The following is an 18,667-nucleotide window of genomic DNA, read 5'->3' on the forward strand; positions in this document are numbered from 1 at the left end:
TATGTGCGGAATCGTCGGAATTTTCGACATTCAAGGCAACTGCGAAATCGATCGTGACTTATTGTCGCGCATGAACGAGTCGCAATTCCACCGCGGCCCGGACGAAGGCGGTTTACATACCGAGCCGGGATTGGGGTTCGGTCACCGGCGTTTATCCATCATCGATTTGTCCAGTGGCCAGCAGCCCATGCACAGTCCGGACGGCAACGTGGTGTTGACCTACAACGGGGAGGTTTACAACTTCCTGGAATTGCGAACGGAGCTCGAAGCGCTCGGCTTTGTTTTTCGTACCCATTGCGATACCGAAGTCATCTTGTATGCCTGGCAGGCTTGGGGAGAGGCTTGCGTTGAACGGTTGCGCGGCATGTTCGCATTCGCGATTTGGGATCGAGCTAAACAAACGTTGTTTTTGGCCAGAGACCGGTTGGGCGTTAAGCCTCTGTTTTATTCCCTGCTGGCAAACGGGCAGTTTATTTTCGGTTCGGAATTGAAAGCGTTAGGCCAACATCCGTTGCTGCCCCGAGAAATCGACCATAGCGCAATCGAAGACTATTTCGGCTTCGGTTATATACCGGATCCGAAAACCATTTACCGCGGGGTGATGAAATTGGAGCCCGGTTATTGCTTGACGATACGGCACGGGCAAACCGCGTGGCAACCTCGGCAATATTGGGATGTTAGGTTCGAAGCCGGCCCTAGTCGAGGTGTTGAAGAAACCGGCCACGAATTGATTGAGCGTTTGCGCGAAGCGGTCAAGATTCGAATGGTGGCGGACGTGCCGCTAGGGGCTTTCCTGTCCGGGGGGGTGGATTCCAGTGCCGTGGTGGCGATGATGGCGGGGTTGTCGGCCGATCCGGTCAATACCTGCTCAATATCGTTCGGTGATCCCAAATTCAACGAATCCGAATTTGCCGCACAAGTCGCTACGCGCTACCACACGGCGCATCGGGTCGAGCAAGTCGATCCGGACGATTTCAGTTTGATCGATCGGTTATCAGATTTATACGACGAACCTTACGCCGACAGCTCGGCGCTACCGACCTACCGCGTTTGCGAACTGGCGAAGAAACAGGTTACCGTGGTGTTGTCCGGCGACGGTGGGGACGAAAATCTAGCCGGTTATCGCCGTCACCGCTGGCATACCTACGAAGACCGGATGCGCGCCTTGTTGCCCGATGCCGTTCGGGTGCCGATCTTTTCAAGCTTGGGACGGATTTATCCGAAACTGGATTGGGCACCTAAAGTATTGCGCGCCAAATCCACGCTGGAATCGATAGGCCGCGATTCCATGGCCGGGTATTTCCACAGTGTGTCGGTCATGTCTAACGACATGCGGGCCAAATTGTTCAGCGCCCGGTTAAAGTCCGAGTTGCAAGGCTATCAAGCGATCGAAGTGTTTCGTCGCTACCGGCAAAGCGCGCCGGAGCATCCTTTGTCCATGGTGCAATACCTGGATTTGAAAACCTATCTGGCCGGCGACATTTTGACCAAAGTCGATAGAGCCAGCATGGCCCATGCCTTGGAAGTACGGGTACCGATATTGGACTACCAATTGGTGGAGTGGATGGCGACCATCCCGCCGGAATTGAAATTGAACGGACGCGAAGGCAAGTATGTATTCAAGAAAGCATTGGAAAGTTATTTGCCCAATGATATTTTGTATCGGCCTAAGATGGGTTTTTCCGTTCCGTTGGCCGGTTGGTTTCGCGGCCCGTTAAAACAGCGGGTGCAGGATGCCTTGCTGGGCGATACCTTGCGGCAAACCGGCTGGTTTGATCCGTCCTTTCTGCAACACATCGTCTCGCAACATCAAGCCGGTTTGCGCGACTACAGCTCGCCGATTTGGTCGCTATTGATGTTCGAGGCATTTCTTCGCAAGAATCTCGCCTGATAACGGTTTCATCGTGTTTGCAACTTCAAGCGGCGCGGGTTAGCCTCACGGCTTGACCGCACCGCCGGCGAACAAGCGATAAGCCGGATTGGCGGTTGCTTGTTCGTATGCCAATCCTAAGATTTGCAGACATTGCTCGAACGCGGCGCGTTCGCGATCGTCGATCTGCAAGCCTATCAATACCTTGCCGAACGCCGCGCCGTGGTTGCGATAATGAAACAGGCTGATGTTCCACTGACTGCCTAAAGACTGCAAAAACTTCAACAAGGCGCCGGGCCTCTCGGGAAATTGCAAGCTATACACGCATTCCAGCAGATGGCTGGGCGCGTGGCCGCCTACCATGTGGCGGATATGATCTTTAGCCAAGTCGTTTTCGGTCATATCGGTTACCGAAAAACCTTCGGTTTGCAAGTGGGCTACGAGCTGCTGGCGGTCGCCTTCCGCGCCGCTGCTGGAAATGCCGACAAACACCTGCGCCATATGATGGTCGAAATACCGGTAATTGAACTCGGTGATGCTGCGCTTGCCCAGCTGTTTACAGAATTTAAGAAAACTGCCCGGTTCTTCCGGAATCGCAACCGCCAATAGAATTTCTCGGTGTTCGCCGACTTGGGTTCTTTCCGCGACGTAACGTAGCCGGTCGAAATTCATATTGGCGCCGCTGTCGATGGCGATCAGGGTTCGATGGCTGAGTCCGCGTTGTTCGGCATATTTCTTCAAACCGGCCACCGACAAGGCGCCGGCCGGCTCCGCTACCGAACGGGTGTCGTCGAATATGTCTTTGATGGCGGCACAAATTTCGTCGGTGCTGACCGTTACCACCTCGTCGACGTACTGGCAGGCAATCCGAAACGGTTCCTTGCCGATTTGTTTTACCGCCACGCCGTCGGCGAATAAGCCGACCTGCGTCAGTTCGACCCGGCTGCCGGCTTTCAGGGCCTGATTCAAGCAATCGGCATCGTCCGGTTCTACTGCAATGACTTTCACTTCCGGCCGGACGAATTTCACGTAAGCCGCAACGCCGGCCACCAAGCCGCCGCCGCCGACCGGTACGAAAATGGCGTGGATGTCGCCGGGGTGCTGGCGCAATATTTCCATGGCGACCGTGCCTTGCCCGGCTATGACCTCGGGATCGTCGTAAGGCGGTATAAAGGTCATGTTTTTTTCCGCAACCAGTTCCATGGCGTGGGCAAAAGCGTCGTCGTAAGAATCGCCGTGCAACACGATTTTAGCGCCGCGGGCTTTGACCGATCTGACTTTGATTTCCGGCGTGGTTTTAGGCATGACGATCAAGGCTTTGATGCCCAAGCGTTTCGCCGCCAGCGCAACCCCTTGGGCGTGATTGCCGGCCGAGGCGGCAATCACGCCGTTTGCGGCTTGATCCTGTGACAAAGAGGCGATTTTGTTGTAAGCGCCGCGCAGCTTAAAAGAAAACACCGGCTGTAAATCTTCGCGTTTCAGAAACACCTGGTTGTTTAACCGCTCGGACAAAGTCGACGCATAATCCAGCGGAGTTTCCTCCGCCACGTCGTAGACGCGGGCGCGTAAAATCTTCTCGATATAACTATGCATGCAGCTCCTCGGCGAGGCGGTGGCGCCTTGTCGCATCGGTCGGTAAATAGGAAAATTCTCAGCGGATGAAATCGGCAAAAACTGCTGAGAGTTTGACGTCAATCGGTTATTATCCCATAGATTCACGGCTGCCACGCCGTGTCGCCAGTACCAGATAATCATCACAATCAGGAAGAAAAACAATGACTCAAGACGAATTAAAAAAACAAGTAGCGGCGGCTGCATTACAGTACTTAAAAAACGTACCGATTATCGGCATGGGCACCGGTTCGACCGTGACCCATTTGATCAACCAATTAGCCGATTGCGACTTCAAATACGAAATCGAAGCGGCGGTATCCAGCTCCATCAAAACTACCGAGCATCTGCAATCGATCGGAATTAAAGTGCTGGAGCTTAACCAAACCGGCGATTTGGAAGTTTACGTCGACGGTGCCGACGAGGTCACGCCGCACAAAAAAATGCTGAAAGGCGGCGGCGGCGCTTTAACCCGGGAAAAAATCATTGCAGGTGCCAGTCGAAAATTTGTTTGTATCGTCGACGAAAGCAAATGCGTCGACGTGATGGGCAAATTTCCTTTGCCGGTGGAAGTATTGCCGTTGTCGCGCAGCTTTGTTGCCCGGCAATTGGTCAAATTGGGCGGCCAACCGGAATTGCGCATGAATAAAGACAGCGGCGCGCCTTACATTACCGACAACGGTTGCGAGATTTTGGACGTGTACAATTTGAGCATCGTCGATCCGGTCGGCTTGGAACAAGCGATCAACAATATCCCCGGCGTGATCACCAACGGCTTGTTTGCGATGCGCGACGCCGATGTGGTGTTGGTCGGCAAAGGCTCGGAAGTCATCAGCTATTAACGGCAAACGTTTATGCCGGAGTCCTTAGTCTTTGCGTCTAATAGTCCGGATAAACTCATGGCCCGCTTGTGCGGGCTATTTTTTGTCGGGATTTCGCCGGGCCATTCAGCGGGTGATCCATGTCGGAATCCCTAGGGCAGCCGTTGATCGACAGCGCCGAACTCAAGGTACTGAAGGCCATTTTGGAGGGAACCGCCCAGTCGACAGGCGAAGAGTTTTTCCGCGCACTAGTCAGTCAATTGTGCATCGCTACCGGTGTGGCGAATGCGTTCATCGCCGAGTTGCTGCCCTGCAAACAGCGTATCCGCACCCTGGCGTTTTGGCAGAGCGGGGGATTTTTGCCGGCCAGCGAATGGGCTATCGCCGGTACGCCGTGCGAACAGGTGATAGCCGGCAAGTTGTGCCATTATCCGTCCGATGTCTGGAAGTTGTTTCCGGACGAAGCCGGGGTGGAAAGTTACCTCGGGGTGCCGCTGGTCAGTAGCGAAGGCGTGGTGATGGGACATTTGGCCATGTTCGACGCTGTTGACATGCCGGCGGAGCCGCGTCTGCTATATACCTTCAAAATTTTTGCCGCGCGCGCGGTTGCCGAGTTGACGCGCTTGCGCACCGCCGAGCAACTTAAACTCAGCGAGCAACGGTTTCGGGATTTGTTCGACGAAGCGCCTATTGCCTACGTGCACGAAGACGTGGAGTCACGTTTCATCAGCGCCAATCGGGCGGCGTTAAGGATATTGGGGGTCAAGCCGGAAGAGGTGAGCAGTACCGTCGGCATGTCCCTGGTTCCGGATACGCCGGAAGCGCAGCGCCGGGTCAAAGAGGCATTCGCCTCGGTCGGCCGCGGCACAGATACCGGCGGCGTGGTGTTGGAGCTGCGCCGCAAAGACAATGGTAAGCCGATCTGGATTCAGTGGTGGTCCAAGCCGGACCCCAGCGGCAGCTATACCCGCACCATGTTTATCGACATTACCGACAAAGTGTTGATGGAGCGGGAACAAGAGCGCTTGCTGGCCGAGAACTCGTATCTGAAGCAAGAAATTCAGTGGGCGCATCAGTTCGACGAAATCGTCGGCAACAGCGAGCCGTTGCAACACGTAGTGGAAAAGATTCGCCGGGTTGCCGTGACCGACGCTTCGGTGCTGATTCAAGGCGAATCGGGTACCGGCAAGGAATTGATCGCCAGGGCCATCCATAGCGCCAGTAAACGGAGCGGCAAGCCGTTAATCAAAGTGAATTGCGCGGCCTTGCCGGCGGCATTGGTGGAAAGCGAGCTGTTCGGCCACGAAAAAGGCGCGTTCACCGGGGCTATCGCCAAACATATCGGTCGCTTCGAACTGGCCGACGGCGGTACTCTTTTTTTGGACGAAATCGGTGAAATTCCGCTGGAGACTCAAGCCAAATTGCTGAGGGCGTTGCAAGAACGCGAATTCGACCGGGTCGGCGGAAAAATCCCGGTGAAAATCGACGTGCGGGTGATTGCCGCAACCAACCGCAATTTATTGCAAGCCGTTGCCGAAAAAACATTCCGCGACGATTTGTATTACCGCCTGAACGTGTTTCCGATCAGCATGCCGCCGTTACGCCAGCGCAAGGAGGATATACCCGCGTTGGTGGCGCACATGATCGCAAAATTCTCCGCCCGGATGGATAAAGCCTCGCAACATATCGGCGTACAGTCGTTGCGGCTCCTGCAAGCTTACGCTTGGCCCGGCAACATCCGCGAACTGGAGAACGTGATCGAACGGGCCATGATTCTGAGCGACGGGCCTAACGTGGAAATTGATCCGGCCTGGTTGCCGGGTGCGGAGGCGGCAAGCCACCATTGCGCGAGCTCTGAAACTTCGGCCGGCCCCGCCGCTACTCAGCTAGAACAGGTCGAGCGTCAGCACATCATTACGGTCTTGGCGCAATGCGGTTGGGTGATAGAAGGCGAGCGCGGCGCGGCGCGGGCTTTGGGTTTGCACCCCAGTACCTTGCGGTACCGGATGAATAAATTGGCGATAGCCAAACCGCGTTAACTGATTTGTTTGCCGCGCGCTCAACTTTTTCGCTGTCAGGCCGATAACCAAGCATCAGTTGATCGACGGCGAGGTGGCGTCATGATTATCGACAATGCTGCGATTCGGCTGCAAAGCCGGCACGAACAATTCACTCAATCCGTTCAGCGCGAATCGTTGGATATTCGCTTCGAGCGGCCGGCCCGGCAAGACCGCAAACCTGAAGCGCGCGAAGACGCCGTTCGCCTCAGCTCCGAAGCCAAAGCCTTGCCGCAGCAGGCCGCCCAAGCGTCGACAGACGAAGAGCTGGATGCCACTCACAGTTTGACGTTACAAATCCTCAAGCAGTTGATCAAGCATTTGACCGGGCACGACTTCAAACTGTTTTCCCCCAAGGATCTGCAAAGCAGCGCCGATCAAATCAGTTATCAGGCGCCACCGGCCGCGCCGGAGCAAGCCGCAAGCGCTGCCGGCGACGGTTTCGGCCTGACCTATCAAAAATTCTCCAGTTACCGGGAGGTTGAGCAGACGCAGTTTTCGGCGCAAGGCGTCATCAATACCAAAGACGGCAAACGCATAGAATTTTCCCTGTCCCTGAATATGAGCCGCGAGTTTTACCAGGAACATAGCGAAACCTTACGTCTCGGCGATGCCGCTAAGATTGATCCCTTAGTGGTCAATTTCGACGGGAACGCGGCCGAACTGAGCGACAGCCGCTTCGAGTTCGATTTGGATGCCGACGGCAGTTTGGACCAAATCGCCTTGTTGAAATCCGGCAGCGCGTTGTTGGCGCTGGATAAAAATGCCGACGGCAAGATCAACGACGGCAGCGAATTGTTCGGCACCCGTAGCGGCGACGGTTTCGCCGACTTGGCCGCATACGATGTCGACAACAACCAATTCATAGACGAAGCCGATCCGATATACAGCAAGCTGCGGTTGTGGCAACGTCATGCAGACGGCTCGCAACAGCTTCTGGCTTTAGGCGATAAAAATATTGGCGCGATCTATCTGGGACACACCGCCACTCCGTTCCAGTTGAAAACCGCCGACAATCAATCGCTGGGCGAGGTGGTCAGCAGCGGCGTGTATCTGAACGAGCAAGGCGGCACGGGTAGCGTGCAACAAATCAATTTGACCGCATGAACGGCTAGCGGTTTAAAGCCGATCCTGCTTGGTTTTTTCGTCCGGGTTCAGGGCCATCGCCACGGCGGCGGCCCGGGTCGAAACGCCCAGCTTTTCGAACACGTGTTCCAAGTGTTTGTTGACGGTGCGCGGACTGCTGTTCAAGATGATGCCTATTTCCTTATTGGTTTTTCCGCGCGCTACCCACATCAAAATCTCCGCTTCGCGGCAGGTCAATTTCAATTTATGCCGTAGGGTTTGCGGCTCCCAAGCGTCTTCCTCCGCTACCCGTTGCAATAATAATAAGTATTCGTCCGGTTGTTCGCAGGGATTGCACTCTACGCAAAAGCCCGGCGCTAGGTCTGGCAACGAAGCGGCCTGTCTGTCCTTAGCCAGCCATTGCTGAAATGCCGCCAATAGCGGAGAAGGTAGCGGCGCATTCAAGCCGCTGTGTTCCGGCAAGCCGCAGGCTGCGGCAAATTCCTGTAACCATTGACTGGCGGCCGGAGTCAGCCAGACCGGACGGCCCGATGCGTCGACCGCCGCAACGGCGATTTCGGTTTCCGCCAACAAGCGTTCCGCTCGACGCAGGTTACGGGTTTGACTTAAATGCACCTCGATACGGGCCAACACTTCGGCCGGGCGTATCGGTTTCACAATGTAATCCAACGCGCCTTCGCCGAAACCGCGCAACAAATGGTCGAGTTCGCTCAAGCCGGTCATAAACAACACCGGTATACCGGCCGTGGCAGGGTTGGCTTTCAAGCGGTTGCACGTTTCGAAACCGTCCAGACCGGGCATCAACACGTCCAGCAAAATAATGTCCGGTTTAACGTATTGAATTTGTTCGAGGGCGGATAGACCGTCGGTGGCGACTAATACCCGGTAATGCGCTTCGAACAAGGTATCGGATAGTAAGGCCAGGTTGCCGGGTGTGTCGTCCACGATTAATACAATGCCGTTGCCGGCGGCTTCCAGCGTCATGGTTGCTCCTGTTTTCCGTTCATATTCAACAGTGCCCTGATTTCGCCCAGGCGAAATTGATCGGCCAGCGAGGTGAGTTTGGCAAAAAAATGGCGGTACTCGACGTGTTGCGCAGCCAAATCGGCCAGATGCCGTTTCAGCCCGATCAAATCGCCGATACGGGTGTAAGCGACGCACCCCTCCAGCAGCGGCAGCGGCGGTACCCGCAACGGCGGCGGTTCGGCTGTGGTCGGCTGGGGGGTACCATCCTTATAAACCCAGGCTAAGGCCAGATACAGTTTGAGTTTTTGCATCAACTCCGCCACTTTCAGCGGTTTGGCCAGAAAATCGTTGCAGCCGGCGTTTAAAGCGGCCTTACGGTCGTCCGGATAGGCGTTGGCGCTCAACACGATAATCGGCATCTGCAAGCCGCGTTCGCGCAGGCGAATGGCGGTCTCGATGCCGTCGATGCCGGTCATCGAAATATCCAATAAGATCAGGTCCGGGTTTTCGTCGCCCACTTTGATGCAGCAGTCTTCGCCGGAATCGGCCTCGCTCAAGTAAAAACCCAAGGGTTCCAGAATCGATAATAGCACTTCGCGGTGGTCGGTTTGGTCGTCGACCACCATGATGCGCCGGCGCCGACCTTGATAACCGATGACGGCTTCCGCGGGTTCGTTGAGGCCGGCGCCGGCGTGGCTGACGCTGGGCAGCAGCAAGCGCACGGTAAAAGTCGAGCCTTTGCCGACCTCGCTTTGTACGGTCAGCTCGCCGCCCATCACTTCGGTTAAGGTTTTGCTGATGGTCAAACCCAAACCGCTGCCGGTTGTCGCATTGCCGGTCCGGTTGTCCAAGCGTACGAACGGCTGGAAAATATTTTGCAATTGTTCGGGAGCTATGCCGCTGCCGCTGTCGCTGATTTGAAAATTGGCGACCCCGCCGCTATAGCCGATGCGGAACGCAATGCCGCCGCGTCCGGTGAATTTGATCGCGTTACCGAGTAAATTCATCAACACTTGCCCGACCCGTTTTTCGTCGCAGCGCACTCGCTGCGGAATCGCGCTAGTCAATTGGCAGGTAAAACTTAAGCCCTTATCTTCTGCCTGCGCTTTGTACAGATGTACCAAATGTTCGATGAACGCTTGAAAATCGATGGCTTGGCTTTTGAATTCGAACTTTCTGGCTTCGATGCGGGCAATGTCCAGAATGTCTTCGATTAAAGAGGCCAAATGTTCGCCGCTGCGTTTCAAGGTTTCCACCGCCTGACGTCTATGCGCCGGTATCGCTTGATCCTGATGCAAAATGTGGGCGTAACCGATGATGCTGTTTAGCGGCGAGCGGATTTCGTGGCTCATGTTGCTGAGAAAGCGACTTTTGGCTTGGTTGGCGGTATCCGCTACCTTGCGTGCTTGCTGCAATTTCAAGTCGGTTTTTTTATGTTCCTCGATTTCCTGCACCAACAACTGGGTTTGTTTGGCGGTTTCTTCGTGGGCCATGCGCCGGCTTTCCGCGTTCAAGATCAGCCACCAGGTACACAAACCGATGAATACCAGCAGCGAGGCGTATATTTTCAGAAAATTATTGATCAACAGGCCGAATGCCGGCGGATTGTGCTGTACGCTCAACAAATCTTGGTAATAAATGATGCTGACGAATATCCCGGTCAAAATACTTAAAAACGCGAACAACAAGCCGAAGCGCAACAAGCGCAAACGCGCGCTGATGTCGAACAGGGAAGGTAAAAAACGGCCGGCGGTGCGTTCCAAATAATCGTCGAAACGAAAGCCGACTTTGCAGGAGTCCAAACAGCGTGCGTCCAAGGTGCAGCACAAGGAACAAATACTGCCGCCGTAGGCCGGACAATAGGCCAGGTCTTCATGTTCGAACCCATTCTCGCAAATCGAACAGGTTTCTTCCCCGCCGTGTCCGTGATAGTGGTTGGGACGTGCTAAATAGTGTTTGCCGCGGCTGATCCAAGCCACCAACGGTACCAACACGAAAGCCAGTCCCAAGGCGATGAAAGCGGAAAACGCTTGCGGATAGGCGCCGAACAAGCCGACGTAGGCCAAAATAGACACAACGGAGGCGACGAAGGTTGCGACGATGCCGACCGGATTCAAATCCGACAAATACGCGCGTTTGAATTCCACTTGCCGGGGACTGAGGCGTAGCGGTTTGTTGATGATGAATTCCGCCGCCACCGTGCTGATCCAGGCTATCGACATGTTGGAAAACAATCCCAGCACTTTTTCCAGCGCGCCGAACACGCCGAACTCCATCAGCAGCAAGGCGATCAACACGTTGAAAAACAGCCAAACCACCCGGCCGGGGTGACAATGGGTCAGGCGCGAAAAGAAATTCGACCAGGCCAAAGAGCCGGCGTAGGCGTTGGTTACGTTGATTTTGATTTGGCTAAGCACCACGAATAACGTGGTGGCGGCCAAGGCCCAGCGTGGGTCGCTGAACAGCTCGCCGTAAGCGACTAAGTACATTTGCGTGGGTTCGTGCGCGTGGTGAGGGTCTATACCGTGACGTATCGCCAAATGAGCCAGCAGCGCACCGGCGATTTGCCGCAACATGCCGAAGAAAATCCAGCCGGGGCCGGCCGTCAGCATCGCTCCCCACCAGCGCCAACGGTTTTTCCGGGTTTTATCCGGCAAAAAACGCAAAAAATCCACCTGTTCGCCGATTTGCGCCACCATAGAAAAGGCCACGGTGGCGGCGCTGCCGAACGCCAGCCAATCGAAACCCTGACCGCTGCCGGCAATCCAAAAATAACTGCTCAAGGTCAGGGCCGCTTCTGATTCGGTCTGCAGCACCGCGACGTAAGGCGCTATCAGCAAAGCCAGCCACAACGGTTGGGTCCACAGCTGCATACGGCTGATGGTGGTAATGCCGAAGGTTACCAGCGGAATCACGATCAGCGCGCTGACCACGTGTGCGTAAGCCAAGGGCATGCCGAAATACAGTTCCAAGGCCAGAGACATGATGGAGGCTTCCAGCGCGAACAAGGTAAACGTGAAGGACGCATAAATCAGCGAGGTAATCGTGGAGCCGATGTAACCGAAACCGGCCGCGCGGGTGAGCAAATCGATGTCGATGTGGTGGCGGGCCGCGTAGTAGCTGATCGGCAAGCTGGTCGCGAAAATGATCAGCCCGACGATAACAATGGCCCAGCAGGCATTGGTGAAGCCGTAATTGATGGATAAAAATCCGCCTATGGCTTCCAACACCAAAAACGAGGTGGAACCGAACGCGGTGTTGGCAATCTGAAATTCGCTGAAAGTCCGGAAGCTGCGCGGCGCATAGCGTAGCGCATAGTCTTCCAGGGTTTCGTTGGCGACCAAAGCGTTGTAGTCGCGGCGAATTTTAGTAATGTTTTGATAGATGGTATTCACGTTACCGACAGCAGGTCATAAGGTTCAACGGTACGGGTTGGCGGGTTACCCTCAGGTTTGATGGCCGCGTATGCCCAGAGTATTCCGGTTTACCGCTCCCTGTAAAATCTTTGCGGTGCTTGCGACCATTTTCTATGTTTGGGGTTATACATAGGGGGTAAGCGGCTTGCTAGCGCAATATTGTCCCGGCTGGCTTTGCTCGTGCCAAGGCAATGCCGGTCATCATCGGGGGGGGCAATCATGCCGCGCCTACCTCTTAAGTTTTTCTTTAACTAAGCTTTTTATACTGAAATCCGGATCGCTTCTTGACCGGCAAACGCCTAAGCGGCGTTTGTCGAACGGAAAATCGCAGCGGAAGCGCCTTCATCCACTACACACTAGGTACCGAATATGAATACGAAAACTCTGTTATTGACCATCGGCATCTGCAGCCTGTTGTTCGCTTGCGACTCGGGCGACAAACCCGCCGCCACCGAAACCTCGGCAGTGACCGCACCGCCGCCGGCCAGCACGCCGGAAACCGCCATGGGTGAGGCGTTGCAATCCGCTCAGTCCGTGCAACAGCAAGTGGAAGGCGCCGCCGCGGCCATGGACAACGCCTTGCAACAAGCGGCCGACGGCGCGGCGGGCGCGGTCGATAGTGCGCAAAGCGTCGCAGCCGAAGCGGTCGACGCCGGTCAAGCGGCTGCCGCCAATCTTGAGGGTGCTGCCGAAACCGCTCTGGACCAAGCGAAACAGACCGGCGAACAAACCGCGCAACAGGCGCAAGCCGTAGCCGAACAGACGAAAGCCAAAACCGCCGAAGCCCTGGATGCGCTTACTCCCCCAACAGAAAGCGTTACGCCAGTCGGCGAAAAAATTCCGGCGGTGAAATAGCTGCAAACGCTGTGACGGGGCGGGCAAATATCTTGGTGTTGATGTTCAATCCTCGTGGTGCGGCGCTCCGTCGCAATTCGCAAGGCTATTTGCAACGAGGGTGCGGCTCCTTCGATGACTTTCACAGTAACGATCATGAAGGCCTGGTAATTGCCCCGGCAAATGAAAGCTCGTTTGGTAGGAGCGACGCATAGTCGCGATGACGGCCTTGCGAATCGCGGCTATGTGTCATTCCCACCATGACTTCCAGCGTAACACCCTCATTTCCTTTCATGTCCGAAGGTAAAGATCACCGGGTTACCCTGGTTATGGATGATGATCTCTTTCTTCAATTCGACGTTGCTGCTCGAGTCGTCGCCGTTTGCCGGTGCTAGCGGTTTCAGTTCGCCGCCGGCCGGCGCCGCGACCGGCACTTCTTTGACTTCCACCCGCACGTCCGGCATCCAGCTGGGTTTAAAACTGCCGGTTTGCGCGCGGCGTTGCGCCATGTCGGCGGAGCGCGGCAAGTCTTCCAGTAGATTCAAACAGGCGGTGCCGATTTGATCGATCAGCTTTTCGCTGACCAAGGCCTTGCCTTTGCTACGTGCCAACGGCCGGGCGCTGAAAGTCGATTTGGCTTGTGCCAGCATAGCCTCGTTGTCGCTGCGGCGTAATTCGCAACTGACCGGAAGTACGTCGGCTTTTTGAAAATCCAATGCCCGTGGGTCGGAATTACCGCTGGAAAAGGAAAAGCCGACCGGCGTGTCGCCGTGTTCAACCTTGCCGATTTTTGCGTCCAGTTTATGGCTGTAAGGGCCGTTATCCGGAAACGGATATTGCCATTGGGACAAATTGCGTTTGATTTGTCCACCTAGTTCGTCGGCATCCAAATCTAAGCCGAACTGCTCGAGATGGGTGGGGTCCAGCTGAAATTGAATGGCGTCGATACGGTCGCCGTCGGCGGCCGGGGCGCCGCGCAGCAAGCCGGCCAGCAAGACCGCTAGCGCCACACGGCGCAGGTTGCGAATGCTCATAGTTAGTCTCCTCGTTAGGCATGCACTGTACGAGAGCCGGAATGCTCCGGCCATACGTCAAATAACTGATCAGTCATTCGCCTGATTGTGACGCATGCACGCAAAAATCAACAATGTCCTCGAAGTTTTTTTGCCGCGGCTCACAGGCTGAGGCGAGTTTCAATCCGGACAGGGGATACTAAATGAGCGGTTCAGAACAACAGTTGGCGATCGGGCGGCAGGTGCGCCTGATTTGCAGCACCACCATGGCGTTTTTGACTTTGGGTTATGTAGCCGATACGCAAGCCGGCGCGACGTTCAAAATCGACGACACCAAATGGGTCAGCGTCGGCGCAGGTTTGCGTACCAGTTTTAGGGCTCAGGAAAGCGCGGCCGGTGGCGACGGCGACAAATGGAGCAACGACTTCAATTTGGACAACATCCGTTTATACATCAACGGTCAGGTCCACAAATATTTGAAAGTCGAATTCAATACCGATTGCCAAACCTGCAGTAACGGCGGCGAGGTGCGGGTATTGGACGCGATCGGCAAATTCGAGGTGAACCCTTACGCCAATTTGTGGGTGGGCCGGATGCTGGTACCGGCCGAGCGTCGCGAGATGAACGGTCCCTTCTATAGCGCGGTGTATAACATCTTTTCCGCCGGCACCCCGTTCGAACCGTCTGATTACAACCTGGTGATCAAGTCCGACGGCACTTCGGCCGGATCGTTCGGCCGCGACGATGGTGCCACGTTCTGGGGCGCGGCTTTAGATGGCCGTTTTCAATATGCGGTGGGTTTCTTCCGCGGTTTGCGCGGCGGCGCCAATGCCGACGACAACATCTTGTATGCCCAGCGTTTCGCCTACAACTTTTGGGAAGTGGAGAAAAACCCCGGTTATTACACCTCCGGCACGTATTACGGCAAGGGCGGCGACATCCTGACCGTCGGCGTGTCCAACCAATATCAGGAAGACGGTGCCGGCACGGCGCTCGACGCCGGCAACTTTCGCGGCACTACCGCCGACATCCTGTTGGAAAAGGTCTTGCCGGGCGGCGGGGTGATTACCTTGAACGGCGAATACAAGAATTACGGTATTTCGCAAGGCTATAGCCAAGCTTCTCGCGACGCCGGCGGCGGCTTCGACATGTTCGAAGGCAATGCCTTCGACGTCAGCGGCATGTATCTGTTTCCGCAAAAAATCGGCATCGGCCAATTTCAACCCTTTCTGCGCTATGTCAATGTCGCGCCCAGCACCAGCGCGACCCGTGAAGTCTACGAAGCGGGCCTCAACTACATTATCGACGGTCACAACGCCAAAGTTTTCGCCAGCTACCAATACGGCGACCTGTTGAGCAAAGGCCTGAATTACAGAACCACCGCCACCGGCGAGGACGTCAGCCAGATGATGGTCGGCTTTCAATGGCAAATTTAACGGCGTAGGGGGCGAAATCATTCGCCCTGCATGTTGAAAGACGGGCGAATGAATTCGCCTCTACGATTTCTCCTCACTTAGGACTATAACGATGAAAATACTGAGCAATCCCTTTCGTAAACTGGCGATAGGCGCCGCCCTGTCGTCGCTACTGTTGGTCGCTGCGACGCCGGTACGCGCCGAAGGCGAAGACACCATCAAGGTCGGCGTGTTGCATTCCCTGTCCGGCACCATGGCTATTTCGGAAACTACGCTGAAAGACACCATGTTGATGTTGATCGACGAGCAAAATAAAAAAGGCGGTTTATTGGGCAAAAAACTGGAAGCGGTGGTGGTCGACCCGGCTTCCAACTGGCCGTTATTCGCCGAAAAAGCCCGCGAATTGCTGACCAAGGACAAAGTCGCCGCAATCTTCGGCTGCTGGACTTCCGTGTCGCGTAAATCGGTATTGCCGGTGATCGAGGAACTGAACGGCATTCTGTTCTACCCGGTGCAATACGAAGGCGAAGAATCCTCCAAAAACGTGTTCTACACCGGCGCTGCCCCCAATCAGCAAGCCATTCCTGCGGTCGATTATTTGATGAACGACTTGAAGGTCGAACGCTGGGTGTTGGCCGGTACCGACTACGTCTATCCGCGCACCACCAACAAAATTCTGGAAGCCTATTTGAAAGACAAGGGCGTCAAGGATAAGGACATTATGATCAACTACACGCCGTTCGGTCATTCCGACTGGCAAAGCATCGTCGCCGACATCAAAAAGTTCGGTTCGGCCGGCAAGAAAACCGCGGTGGTTTCCACCATCAACGGCGACGCCAACATTCCGTTCTATAAGGAACTGGGTAACCAGGGCGTATCGGCACAGGACATTCCGGTGGTGGCGTTCTCGGTCGGCGAGGAAGAATTGTCCGGCATGGATACTAAACCGCTGGTCGGCCATCTGGCGGCCTGGAACTACTTCATGAGCGTGGATACCACCAAAAACGCCGCCTTCATCCAGCAATGGAAAGACTACATCAAAGATCCGAAACGGGTGACCAACGACCCGATGGAAGCGCATTACATCGGCTTCAATATGTGGGTAAAAGCGGTCGAGAAAGCCGGCAGCATCGATTCGGACGCGGTACAAAAAGCCCTGATCGGCGTCGAATTTCCCAACCTGACCGGCGGTACCGCCAAAATGCTGCCTAACCACCACATCAGCAAACCGGTGTTGATCGGCGAGATTCAAGACGACGGGCAATTCGTCACGGTCTGGCAAACCAACAAAGTGGTTGACGGCGACGCCTGGTCCGACTTCCTGCCGGACAGCAAACCCATCATCGCCGACTGGACCGCCCCTATCAACTGCGGCAACTACAACACCAAAACCAAAAAGTGCTCCGGCCAAAATTACTAAGGCGTGCAGGGCGGGTACCTCAGTACCCGCCCGTAACGGTTATCACCCCGGTGGGCGCACTGCGCCCACCCAACCTGCGGATACGGAACATGCTAAAACCTTTATCGGAAAACCTTTGGAAAACACCGTCATTTCGCAGTCCCGGGATGCGTCAGCTTGCCTTTCTCGTCGGCACAGTGGCGCTGAGCGCCGGCGGTGTTTTCCAAACGCTTTCGTCGGCAAACGCTATCGGCCGGGCGCGCGGACTTGGCGCTTTACAGCTCGCCATGACACTGCTGACCGGCATTTTGCTGTCGCTACCGGTTGCCGGCACCGCGCTGGCGCAAGAGATCGATCCCTATGCCGCTGCTTTGCAGCAATTGCGGGTCGGCAGCATGAATGAACGCGAGCAAGCCATCGAGCAATTAGCGGAAGATCCGCGTAGCCTGAGGTTGTTGCAAGCCTTGCAAGACGGGCAACTTTACGACTGGAAAGCGCAAGAAAAACTGGTGATTGCCGGCGAGAGTGCCAAAGGCTACAACCTGCGCGATCCTTTCGACGGCAAGCTGGCGTTGCCGGAAGTCGAGCGCGACGCCGTCGCCAAAATCAGTCTGACCAATAAATTACGGACTAGCTTGCGTAAAGCCATCGGCTTGTTACAACTGAACGCCGGCAATGCCGATGTGCGCTTGGCGGCGGTCAAAGCCATCGGCAAAGACCCCGACGCCAAGATCGTCGAGTTGTTGCGCAAGCGTTTGCAGAAGGAAGACGACTATAAAGTTTTGACGGCCTTGCAGGAAGCATTATGGTTACAGGATCTGGCCGGCGACGACAAAGCCGGCAAACTGGCGGCCATCGCCGAATTGAAAGATCACGACAGTCAGGAAGCCTATAACCGTTTGCGCCAGTTGGCCGAAGCGGACAGTCAAGCCGATGCCGAAATCGTGGAACAGGCCAAGGCTGCGGTCAAGAAAATCGACAGCCGCCTGCAAACCTACGCGGCGATCGAAACCGTGTTCTTCGGCCTGAGCCTGGGTGCGGTGCTGGTGCTGGCCGCCATCGGTTTGGCGATTACCTTCGGGGTGATGGGTATCATCAACATGGCCCACGGCGAGCTGATGATGCTCGGCGCTTACACCACGTACGTGATGCAGCAACTGCTGCCCAACAACCTGGGTACGGCGTTGATTCTGTCGATTCCGATGGCTTTCCTGGTCGCGGCCTTGGTCGGCATCGCCATCGAGCGCGGCATCATCCGCTTCCTGTACGGCCGGCCGTTGGAAACCTTGCTGGCGACTTTCGGCGTCAGCCTGTTCCTGCAACAAGCGGTGCGCTCGATCTTCTCGCCGCTGAACCGCAGCGTCTCCACCCCGGAATGGATGAGCGGCTCCTGGCAGATCAACGACTTTCTCTCACTGACCTGGAACCGCTTTTACATCCTGATCTTCTGCCTGCTGGTGTTCACCGCGCTGCTGCAAATCCTGAAGCGCACCAAACTGGGTCTGGAAGTCCGCGCCGTTGCGCAAAATCGCGGCATGGCCAGAGCAATGGGCATACCCACCGCCAGAGTCGATGCGATGACGTTTGGTTTGGGCTCCGGCATCGCCGGCGTGGCCGGGGTGGCCTTGAGCCAGATTACCAACGTCGGGCCGAATTTGGGTCAGGCTTACATCGTCGATTCCTTCATGGTGGTGGTGTTTGGCGGGGTAGGGAATTTGTTCGGAACGTTGGTGGCCGGGTTTTCGTTGGGCATCGCCAACAAGGTATTGGAGCCTTATGCAGGGGCGGTGTTGGCGAAGATTTTAGTGTTGGTGTTTATTATTTTGTTTATACAGAAGAAACCTAGGGGGTTGTTTCCGCAGAAAGGGAGAGCAGCGGAGTCTTAAGGTTTTGGGGGGTTGCGTTTGCTGGTTCCCATGCGCTGCGTGGGAACCCAGACCTGCCGCGCTACGGCGACTGGGGGCTGGGATTTGGTTTTGTGTCGCTACCGCGACGGCTTGTTTTGAAGTCGGGTCTCGGCCCGACAGCCGAGATACTTTTCTTTGCTTGTCCAAAGAAAAGTATCCAAAAGAAACGACACCCCATGCCGCTTAAATCACTCGGCACATCCATGTGCCTCGCCCTGCGGGTGCTATCGCATGCAAATCGGCTATCCTGCCGATTTGTCCTGCGCTCCTAC

The 18,667-nt window shown here is 55.7% G+C and carries 12 protein-coding genes; 8 read left to right on the plus strand and 4 right to left on the minus strand.

The features are described 5' to 3' along the window. Position 1 precedes the first annotated feature (1 nt). Entirely contained in the window at positions 2 to 1,891 is a 1,890-nt protein-coding gene (locus F1E05_RS08125; RefSeq protein ID WP_150047821.1) for an XrtA/PEP-CTERM system amidotransferase, read from the plus strand. A gap of 45 nt (positions 1,892 to 1,936) precedes the next feature. Here the strand turns inward: F1E05_RS08125 and ilvA are convergent, their stop codons facing one another. Then, positions 1,937 to 3,499: a threonine ammonia-lyase, biosynthetic gene (ilvA, locus tag F1E05_RS08130; RefSeq protein ID WP_150051868.1), complete on the minus strand. Its 1,563-nt coding sequence runs from the start codon at positions 3,497 to 3,499 to the stop codon at positions 1,937 to 1,939. 146 nt (positions 3,500 to 3,645) lie between these two features. Between ilvA and rpiA the strand changes: the two genes are divergently transcribed. The 3 genes from rpiA to F1E05_RS08145 all read left to right on the plus strand — a co-directional run bounded on the left by rpiA (position 3,646) and on the right by F1E05_RS08145 (position 7,466). Then, positions 3,646 to 4,323, plus strand: a complete 678-nt coding sequence (gene rpiA, locus F1E05_RS08135) for a ribose-5-phosphate isomerase RpiA (RefSeq protein WP_150047822.1) — start codon at positions 3,646 to 3,648, stop codon at positions 4,321 to 4,323. A gap of 119 nt (positions 4,324 to 4,442) precedes the next feature. Beyond that, positions 4,443 to 6,341, plus strand: coding sequence for a sigma-54 interaction domain-containing protein (locus tag F1E05_RS08140; RefSeq protein WP_150047823.1), 1,899 nt, complete (start codon positions 4,443 to 4,445; stop codon positions 6,339 to 6,341). 81 nt (positions 6,342 to 6,422) lie between these two features. Next, positions 6,423 to 7,466, plus strand: coding sequence for a hypothetical protein (locus F1E05_RS08145; protein WP_150047824.1), 1,044 nt, complete (start codon positions 6,423 to 6,425; stop codon positions 7,464 to 7,466). Positions 7,467 to 7,478: 12 nt separating this feature from the next. Here F1E05_RS08145 and F1E05_RS08150 read toward each other — a convergent pair whose 3' ends face one another. Together F1E05_RS08150 and F1E05_RS08155 are read right to left on the minus strand one after the other, a co-directional pair. Then, complete coding sequence (locus tag F1E05_RS08150) at positions 7,479 to 8,429, minus strand: response regulator (protein WP_150047825.1); 951 nt, start codon at positions 8,427 to 8,429, stop codon at positions 7,479 to 7,481. After that, the gene (locus F1E05_RS08155) at positions 8,426 to 11,806 is read right to left on the minus strand and encodes a hybrid sensor histidine kinase/response regulator (protein WP_150047826.1); all 3,381 of its coding nucleotides are present in this window, start codon (positions 11,804 to 11,806) and stop codon (positions 8,426 to 8,428) included. Before F1E05_RS08155 ends, F1E05_RS08150 begins: the two co-directional genes overlap by 4 nt. 390 nt (positions 11,807 to 12,196) lie before the next feature. Between F1E05_RS08155 and F1E05_RS08160 the strand changes: the two genes are divergently transcribed. Then, a complete protein-coding gene (locus F1E05_RS08160) occupies positions 12,197 to 12,682 on the plus strand; it encodes a hypothetical protein (protein ID WP_150047827.1) in 486 nt (161 codons plus the stop codon). 260 nt (positions 12,683 to 12,942) lie between these two features. On the opposite strand, the gene F1E05_RS08165 is transcribed toward F1E05_RS08160, so the two are convergent. Beyond that, on the minus strand, positions 12,943 to 13,695 hold the full coding sequence (locus F1E05_RS08165) for a hypothetical protein (RefSeq protein ID WP_150047828.1): 753 nt from the start codon (positions 13,693 to 13,695) through the stop codon (positions 12,943 to 12,945). A gap of 182 nt (positions 13,696 to 13,877) precedes the next feature. Between F1E05_RS08165 and F1E05_RS08170 the strand changes: the two genes are divergently transcribed. The 3 genes from F1E05_RS08170 (at position 13,878) to urtB (ending at position 18,374) form a co-directional block, all read left to right on the plus strand. Further along, positions 13,878 to 15,110, plus strand: coding sequence for a hypothetical protein (locus tag F1E05_RS08170; RefSeq protein ID WP_150047829.1), 1,233 nt, complete (start codon positions 13,878 to 13,880; stop codon positions 15,108 to 15,110). A gap of 91 nt (positions 15,111 to 15,201) precedes the next feature. After that, positions 15,202 to 16,509 carry an urea ABC transporter substrate-binding protein gene (gene urtA / locus F1E05_RS08175; RefSeq protein WP_150047830.1) on the plus strand — a complete coding sequence of 436 codons (1,308 nt, stop codon included), beginning with the start codon at positions 15,202 to 15,204 and terminating at the stop codon, positions 16,507 to 16,509. A 146-nt stretch (positions 16,510 to 16,655) separates the two neighbouring features. Next, positions 16,656 to 18,374: an urea ABC transporter permease subunit UrtB gene (gene urtB, locus F1E05_RS08180; RefSeq protein ID WP_232056822.1), complete on the plus strand. Its 1,719-nt coding sequence runs from the start codon at positions 16,656 to 16,658 to the stop codon at positions 18,372 to 18,374. Positions 18,375 to 18,667: the final 293 nt, after the last annotated feature.

It is taken from the genome of Methylomonas rhizoryzae, assembly GCF_008632455.1.
Lineage (GTDB): Bacteria > Pseudomonadota > Gammaproteobacteria > Methylococcales > Methylomonadaceae > Methylomonas > Methylomonas rhizoryzae.

What these genes read in the sequence shown, in the direction of transcription:
- F1E05_RS08125 (WP_150047821.1), top strand. Translation starts at nt 2, where the DNA reads ATGTGCGGAATCGTCGGAATTTTCGACATTCAAGGCAACTGCGAAATC.
- ilvA (WP_150051868.1), bottom strand. Translation starts at nt 3,499, where the DNA reads ATGCGACAAGGCGCCACCGCCTCGCCGAGGAGCTGCATGCATAGTTAT.
- rpiA (WP_150047822.1), top strand. Translation starts at nt 3,646, where the DNA reads ATGACTCAAGACGAATTAAAAAAACAAGTAGCGGCGGCTGCATTACAG.
- F1E05_RS08140 (WP_150047823.1), top strand. Translation starts at nt 4,443, where the DNA reads ATGTCGGAATCCCTAGGGCAGCCGTTGATCGACAGCGCCGAACTCAAG.
- F1E05_RS08145 (WP_150047824.1), top strand. Translation starts at nt 6,423, where the DNA reads ATGATTATCGACAATGCTGCGATTCGGCTGCAAAGCCGGCACGAACAA.
- F1E05_RS08150 (WP_150047825.1), bottom strand. Translation starts at nt 8,429, where the DNA reads ATGACGCTGGAAGCCGCCGGCAACGGCATTGTATTAATCGTGGACGAC.
- F1E05_RS08160 (WP_150047827.1), top strand. Translation starts at nt 12,197, where the DNA reads ATGAATACGAAAACTCTGTTATTGACCATCGGCATCTGCAGCCTGTTG.
- F1E05_RS08165 (WP_150047828.1), bottom strand. Translation starts at nt 13,695, where the DNA reads ATGAGCATTCGCAACCTGCGCCGTGTGGCGCTAGCGGTCTTGCTGGCC.
- F1E05_RS08170 (WP_150047829.1), top strand. Translation starts at nt 13,878, where the DNA reads ATGAGCGGTTCAGAACAACAGTTGGCGATCGGGCGGCAGGTGCGCCTG.
- urtA (WP_150047830.1), top strand. Translation starts at nt 15,202, where the DNA reads ATGAAAATACTGAGCAATCCCTTTCGTAAACTGGCGATAGGCGCCGCC.
- urtB (WP_232056822.1), top strand. Translation starts at nt 16,656, where the DNA reads ATGCGTCAGCTTGCCTTTCTCGTCGGCACAGTGGCGCTGAGCGCCGGC.